At 71.5% G+C, this 6627-nt stretch carries 4 protein-coding genes and 1 pseudogene; 3 read left to right on the top strand and 2 right to left on the bottom strand.

The genetic code is table 11. The annotated features are described in order from the left end of the window. Window positions 1-92: 92 nt before the first annotated feature. A complete protein-coding gene (locus ACZ4WH_RS36330; protein ID WP_468188925.1) occupies window positions 93-1382 on the top strand; it encodes a ribonuclease D in 1290 nt (429 codons plus the stop codon). Window positions 1383-1388: 6 nt separating this feature from the next. Here ACZ4WH_RS36330 and ACZ4WH_RS36325 read toward each other — a convergent pair. Further along, window positions 1389-1864: pseudogene (locus ACZ4WH_RS36325) on the bottom strand (carbohydrate ABC transporter permease); the annotation flags it as partial. A 344-nt stretch (window positions 1865-2208) separates the two neighbouring features. On the opposite strand from ACZ4WH_RS36325, the gene ACZ4WH_RS36320 reads away from it, so the two are divergent. Together ACZ4WH_RS36320 and ACZ4WH_RS36315 are read left to right on the top strand one after the other, a co-directional pair. Next, window positions 2209-3426: a thiolase family protein gene (locus ACZ4WH_RS36320; protein WP_468188923.1), complete on the top strand. Its 1218-nt coding sequence runs from the start codon at window positions 2209-2211 to the stop codon at window positions 3424-3426. Further along, window positions 3423-5552 (top strand): 3-hydroxyacyl-CoA dehydrogenase NAD-binding domain-containing protein, encoded by a 2130-nt coding sequence (locus ACZ4WH_RS36315; protein WP_468188921.1) that lies wholly within the window; start codon window positions 3423-3425, stop codon window positions 5550-5552. The genes ACZ4WH_RS36320 and ACZ4WH_RS36315 overlap by 4 nt, the downstream gene beginning before the upstream one ends. 51 nt (window positions 5553-5603) lie before the next feature. On the opposite strand, the gene ACZ4WH_RS36310 is transcribed toward ACZ4WH_RS36315, so the two are convergent. Then, window positions 5604-6620 carry a PLL family lectin gene (locus tag ACZ4WH_RS36310; protein WP_468188919.1) on the bottom strand — a complete coding sequence of 339 codons (1017 nt, stop codon included), beginning with the start codon at window positions 6618-6620 and terminating at the stop codon, window positions 5604-5606. Between the last annotated feature and the right edge of the window lie 7 nt (window positions 6621-6627).

The raw sequence follows: 6627 nt of genomic DNA, 5'->3' as shown, positions 1-6627 counted from the left end.
CTCGCGGGGGGGTTTTCCCCCCCCCCCCCCCCCCCCCCCCCCGCCCCCCCCCCCCCCCCCCCCCCCGGTCCACACACGGATACCCTTGACAGGTGACCGACGCCCAAGACACCGCAGCAGACAGTTCCCTGCGCACCACCGGAGGCACCCCTCCGGACGACGCGGGTTCTTCTGTCATGGGGGCGCCGACTCCTTTGCTCGAACCGCGCGAGGGCATTCCGCCCGTGATCGCCGACGAGGCGGCCCTCGACCGGGTGATCGCCGCCTTCGCCGCCGGCACCGGCCCGGTCGCCGTGGACGCCGAGCGCGCCTCCGGCTACCGCTACGGCCAGCGCGCCTATCTGGTGCAGCTGCGCCGCGAGGGCGCCGGGACCGCGCTGATCGACCCTGTCGCCTGCCCGGACCTGTCCGGTCTCGGCGAGGCTCTGTCGGGCGTCGAGTGGGTGCTGCACGCGGCCACCCAGGACCTGCCGTGCCTGCGCGAGATAGGCATGATCCCGACCCGCCTGTTCGACACCGAGCTGGCCGGCCGGCTCGCGGGCTTCCCCCGGGTCGGTCTCGGCGCCATGGTGGAGGGCGTCCTCGGCTTCGTCCTGGAGAAGGGCCACTCCGCCGTCGACTGGTCGACGCGCCCGCTGCCCGAGCCCTGGCTGCGGTACGCGGCGCTCGACGTCGAGCTGCTCGTCGACCTGCGGGACGCCCTGGAGAAGGAGCTGGACCGGCAGGGCAAGCTGGAGTGGGCCCTCCAGGAGTTCGACGCGATCGCGGCCGCGCCGCCGGCCGAGCCGAGGAAGGACCCCTGGCGCCGGACGTCCGGGATGCACAAGGTGCGGCGGCGCCGGCAGCTCGCGGTCGTGCGCGAACTGTGGCAGACGCGGGACCGGATCGCGCAGCGGCGGGACGTGTCGCCGGGGAAGGTGCTGAGCGACGCGGCCATCGTGGAGGCGGCGCTGGCCCTGCCGGGCAATGTGCACGTCCTCGCCGGGCTGAACGGGTTCGGGCACCGGATGGGGCGGCGGCAGCTGGAGCAGTGGCAGGCCGCGGTGGACCGGGCCAAGGCCCTTCCCGACAGTGCGCTGCCGCAGCCGGGGCAGCCGGTGACCGGGCCGCCGCCGCCCCGTGCCTGGGCCGAAAAGGACCCGGCCGCGGCGGCTCGGCTGTCCGCGGCCCGGGCGGGGGTCTCCGCGCTGGCCGAGCGGCTCACCATGCCTCAGGAGAACGTGATCTCCCCGGACACGGTGCGGCGGATCTGCTGGGAGCCGCCCGCCTCTCCCGACGAGAGGTCCGTGGGTGCCGCGCTGGCCGGGTACGGCGCGCGGCCGTGGCAGATCGAGCTGGTCACGCCGGTGCTGGTGGACGCGCTGTCGGTGAAGGGCGCCTGAGAGACGTCACCTCGTCGCTCCTCGCACGAAGCCGTTGTGGATGAACCGCTGTAGTGCGAGGAAGACGACCAGGGTCGGCGGGATCACCAGGACCGTGCCTGCCGAGATGATCTCCCAGTGGGCGCCGTAGCGGCCGCGGAACCGGAAGAGGGACGTCGAGATCACGCCAAGATCCTGGGACGGCATGTAGAGGAGGGGACGTAGAAGTCGTTGTAGACGGCTATCCCCTTCACGGTCACCACCGTGGCGGTCGCCGGCTTCAGGAGCGGCAGGATGATCCGGCGGTAGACGGTGAACGCGTTCGCCCCGTCCAGCCGGGCCGCCTCGTCCAGGGAGACCGGGATCGAGCGCACGATCGGCGCCCAGCGGGTGTCGAAGAGCCCGAAGCCGGTCACGATCTGGAAGGTGGCCACCTGGGTGGTCACCCCCGGGACCAGCGCGGCCAGCAGGAACAGGGCCACCACCAGCTTCTTGAAGCGGAAGGACCGAGACACCGGCCAGCGAGGTGTTCGCGGAGAACGGCACACTGTTCGGCGCGATCACTGGGGACGGGCCGGGTTCGCACCCGGTCCCTACTCCGGTGCTGACGCCGAGGGGCTCGACGGCGCCGCCTCGGTGAGCACCGTTCGAGGCCGCCGCCGCGTCGGGGCCGGTCGCGCAGGGCCCCGCGCCCCTTTCGGGGCGGTCCACGGCCCGGCGTACGGGTGTGACGTTCACCGCTCCAGCTCAGAGGGCTGGGCAGTCACGTTACTCGTAAGTAGCATGGATCCTGAGCGCGCGCTCAGCGCAACGCAGCAGTGCCATCCCGCACAGGAGGAGAGCCATCGTGCCTCGTACCGTCAGGGACGTCGTCTTCGTCGACGGCGTCCGCACCCCGTTCGGCAAGGCGGGCCCGAAGGGCATCTACCACGAGACCCGCGCCGACGACCTTGTCGTGAAGGCGATCCGGGAGCTGCTGCGCCGCAACCCCGGCCTGGACCCGAAGAAGATCGACGAGGTCGCCATCGCCGCGACCACCCAGATCGGTGACCAGGGTCTGACCCTGGGCCGTACCGCCGGCATCCTCGCGGGTCTGCCGCAGTCCGTGCCCGGTTACTCCATCGACCGCATGTGCGCCGGCGCGCTGACCGCCGTGACGACCACCGCCGGTTCGATCGCCTTCGGTGCCTACGACGCCGTCATCGCCGGTGGCGTCGAGCACATGGGCCGCCACCCCATGGGCGAGGGCGTCGACCCGAACCCGCGGTTCGTGAGCGAGAAGCTGGTGGACGAGTCGGCCCTGTTCATGGGCATGACCGCGGAGAACCTGCACGACCGCTACCCGCACATCACCAAGCTGCGCGCCGACGAGTACGCCGTGCGCTCGCAGGAGAAGGCCGCCAAGGCGTACGCCAACGGCAAGATCCAGCAGGACCTGGTGCCGATCTCGGTGCGCCGGACCAGCCCGGAGGCCGGGGAGACCGGCTGGGGTCTGGTCACCGCCGACGAGCCGATGCGCCCGGGGACCACCCTGGAGAACCTGGCGAACCTCAAGACGCCGTTCCGCGTGCACGGCCGGGTCACCGCCGGTAACGCGGCCGGTCTGAACGACGGCGCCACCGCGTCGATCATCGCGAGCGAGGACTTCGCCCGCGAGAACGGCCTGCCGGTCAAGATGCGCCTGGTGTCGTACGCCTTCGCGGGCGTCGAGCCGGAGGTCATGGGCTACGGCCCGATCCCGGCCACGGAGAAGGCCCTCGCCAAGGCGGGCCTGTCCATCTCCGACATCGGCCTGTTCGAGATCAACGAGGCCTTCGCCGTACAGGTGCTGGCCTTCCTCGACCACTACGGCATCGCGGACGACGACGAGCGCGTCAACCAGTACGGCGGCGCCATCGCCTTCGGCCACCCGCTGGCCTCCTCCGGCGTCCGTCTGATGACGCAGCTGGCCCGCCAGTTCGAGGAGCAGCCGCACGTCCGCTACGGCCTGACCACCATGTGCGTCGGCTTCGGCATGGGCGCGACGGTCATCTGGGAGAACCCGCACTTCGAGGGGGACAAGTGAGCACCACCGCCGAGCTTCTGAAGCAGGCCTCGGACCTGTTCCCCGACGAGGTCGTCACCAGTGCGCACGTACGCCACTTCGACCTCCCCTTCGGCGCGGGCCGCTTCGCGCTGATCACGCTGGACAACGGCCTGGACCACACCAAGCCGACCACCTTCGGCCCCGCGTCGCTGGCGAACCTCGACGCCGCGATCGACCAGGTCGAGAAGGAGGCGGCCGAGGGTGAGATCGTCGGTGTCGGCATCACCGGCAAGCCGTTCATCTTCGCGGTCGGCGCCGACCTCAAGGGCGTCGAGCTGCTGAAGAAGCACGACGACGCGCTCGCCATCGGCAAGGGCGGCCACGAGGTCTTCAAGCGCCTCGCGGGGCTGGCCGTGCCGACCTTCGCCTACTACAACGGTGCCGCCATGGGCGGCGGCGTCGAGGTCGGTCTGCACTGCGCCTACCGGACCGTCTCCAAGGCGATCCCGGCGTTCTCGCTGCCCGAGGTCTTCCTCGGCCTGGTGCCCGGCTGGGGCGGCTGCACGCTGCTGCCGAACCTGATCGGCGCCGACAAGGCCGTCTCGGTCATCATCGAGAACTCGCTCAACCAGAACAAGCAGCTCAAGGGCCAGCAGGTCTTCGACCTCGGGATCGCCGACGCGATCTTCGAGGGCGCCGACTTCCTGGAGCAGTCGCTGATCTGGACCGCGCAGGTCCTCAAGGGCGACGTCAAGGTCGAGCGCCCGGTGATCGACCGCGGCGAGGCCTGGGACCAGGCCGTCGCCAAGGGCCGGTTCATCGCGGACTCCAAGGTGCACGGCGCGGCCCCGGCCGCCTACCGCGCCCTGGACATCATCGCCGCCGCCAAGAACGAGGACCTCCAGCAGGGCTTCGACGCCGAGGACCAGGCCCTCGCCGACCTGATCATGGGCGGCGAACTGCGCGCCGGCATCTACGCGTTCAACCTGGTGCAGAAGCGCGGCAAGCGTCCCGCCGGCGCCCCGGACAAGAACCTGGCGCGCCCGGTCACCAAGGTCGGCGTGGTCGGCGCGGGCCTCATGGCCTCGCAGCTGGCGCTTCTCTTCCTGCGCCGCCTGGAGGTGCCGGTCGTGCTGACCGACATCGACCAGGAGCGCGTCGACAAGGGTGTGGGCTACGTCCACGCCGAGATCGACAAGCTGCTCGGCAAGGGCCGGATCAACCAGGACAAGGCCAACCGCCTCAAGGCGCTGGTGACCGGTGTCCTGGACAAGGCGGAGGGCTTCTCCGACGCGGACTTCATCATCGAGGCCGTGTTCGAGGAGATCGGCGTCAAGCAGCAGGTGTTCGCGGAGGTCGAGGCGGTCGCCCCGGCCCACGCGATCCTCGCCACCAACACCTCGTCCCTGTCGGTGACGGAGATGGCGTCGAAGCTGAAGAACCCCGAGCGGGTCGTGGGCTTCCACTTCTTCAACCCGGTCGCCGTCCTCCCGCTGCTGGAGATCGTCCGCGGCGAGAAGACCGACGACGCCTCCCTCGCGACCGCGTTCGCCGTCGCCAAGAAGCTGAAGAAGACCGCGGTGCTGGTCAAGGACGCCCCGGCGTTCGTCGTCAACCGCATCCTGACCCGCTTCATGGGCGAGATCCAGAACGTCATCGACGAGGGCACCCCGGTCGAGGTCGCCGAGAAGGCCGTCGAGCCGCTCGGCCTGCCGATGTCCCCGCTGGTGCTGCTGGAGCTGGTCGGCCCCGCCATCGGTCTGCACGTCTCCGAGACGCTGCACGGCGCGTTCCCGGACCGCTTCAAGGTCTCCCCGAACCTCAAGGCGGTCGTGGAGGCGGGCAAGCGCGGCTTCTACGTCTACGACAGCGGCAAGCCGGAGCTGGACCCCGAGGTCGCCGCGCTGATGGAGCAGGGCGATGTCGTCCTGACCGAGGAGCAGGTGCGGGCGCGGGTGCTGGACGCGGTGGCGCAGGAGATCGGGCTCATGCTCGACGAGGGCGTCGTCGCGGAGGCCCAGGACATCGACCTGTGCCTGATCACGGGCGCCGGCTGGCCCTTCCACCTGGGCGGCATCACGCCGTACCTGGACCGTGAGGGCGTCAGCGAGCGCGTCAACGGCAAGCGGTTCCTGGCTCCGGGCCTGGCGAGCGTCCCGGCGTAACACCAGGTGATGTACGAAGGGCCCCCACCGCGGTGGGGGCCCTTCCGTGTGTCAGATCTCCCGCCACGCCTCCAGCGCCAGCCCCGGCTCGTCCTTGCGCCGGGTCAGCAGGAGCCGTCCGGTCGACGGGGACGACGTTGCCGCCACCACCCGGCCCTCCTCGTCCGTCGCGAGCGACACCAGCGCGTCCAGCGGGAGTTCGGGGCCCGACTCGGTCCACCAGGCGCCCGCCGACTCCCCCTCGGTCGGATAGGCGGCGAAGGCGACCCGGCGGCTCGCGGTCCGCTGGACGAGCAGGGTGCAGTCGTGGCCGTCCAGGTCACAGCGGACCGCCGACACCGGGCCGGGGCCGGCCGCGGGCAGCACGGTGACCGGCTTGCCGCCCGGACGCCAGGCGCACAGGTCGCCGGAGGTGTCGGTGTAGAAGACGGTCGTACGGTCCGGGGAGGTGGCCAGGGCGCGCAGGGTGCCCGGGCGGACCGGGGCCTGAAGCGCCTCCTGGAGCACGGGCTGGGCGCCCGGCTCCTCCTGACGCCAGTACAGCAGGCCCTGCGGGACGGCCGCGTACAGCTCGACCCTGCCGGACTCCCCCGTCACCGCCGCGAGTCCGTCCTGGACCTCCTTGCCCTTGAGGTCCCGCCAGGGGTCCCAGCCGCCCTTCTCCTTCTGGGCGAGCAGGCTCACACCGCCGCCCTTGTTGCGGACGAAGACATGGGCGCGGCCCTGGGCGTCCACGGCGACGGCGGGCGTGCCGGTGCGGTCGCCCTTCTTGTTCGGGTGGCCGATCGGATTCCAGTCCAGGGCCGCCAGATGCGGGCGGAAGTGCGTGGAGTGCACCAGTCCGGCCTCGCCCTTGACGGTGGGTCGCCAGGAGACCAGGTGGGCATAGCCGTCGGCGCCCTGGCCGACCGCCAGGACGGTGTGCAGTTTCTGCTCGCCGCCGACCTTGCGCGGGGCGGACCAGGGGCCGCCGGGGCCGCGCTCCGCCCGGCACAGGACGGCGTCGCCCGACAGCTGGTAGACACTGAGCCGGCCGTCTCGGCCGCGTAGGAGCCAGTCGCCGTTCACCGGTTCA

It is taken from the genome of Streptomyces sp. NPDC029138 (genome assembly GCF_055564375.1).
This window is presented reverse-complemented; position numbering and strand designations above follow the sequence as displayed.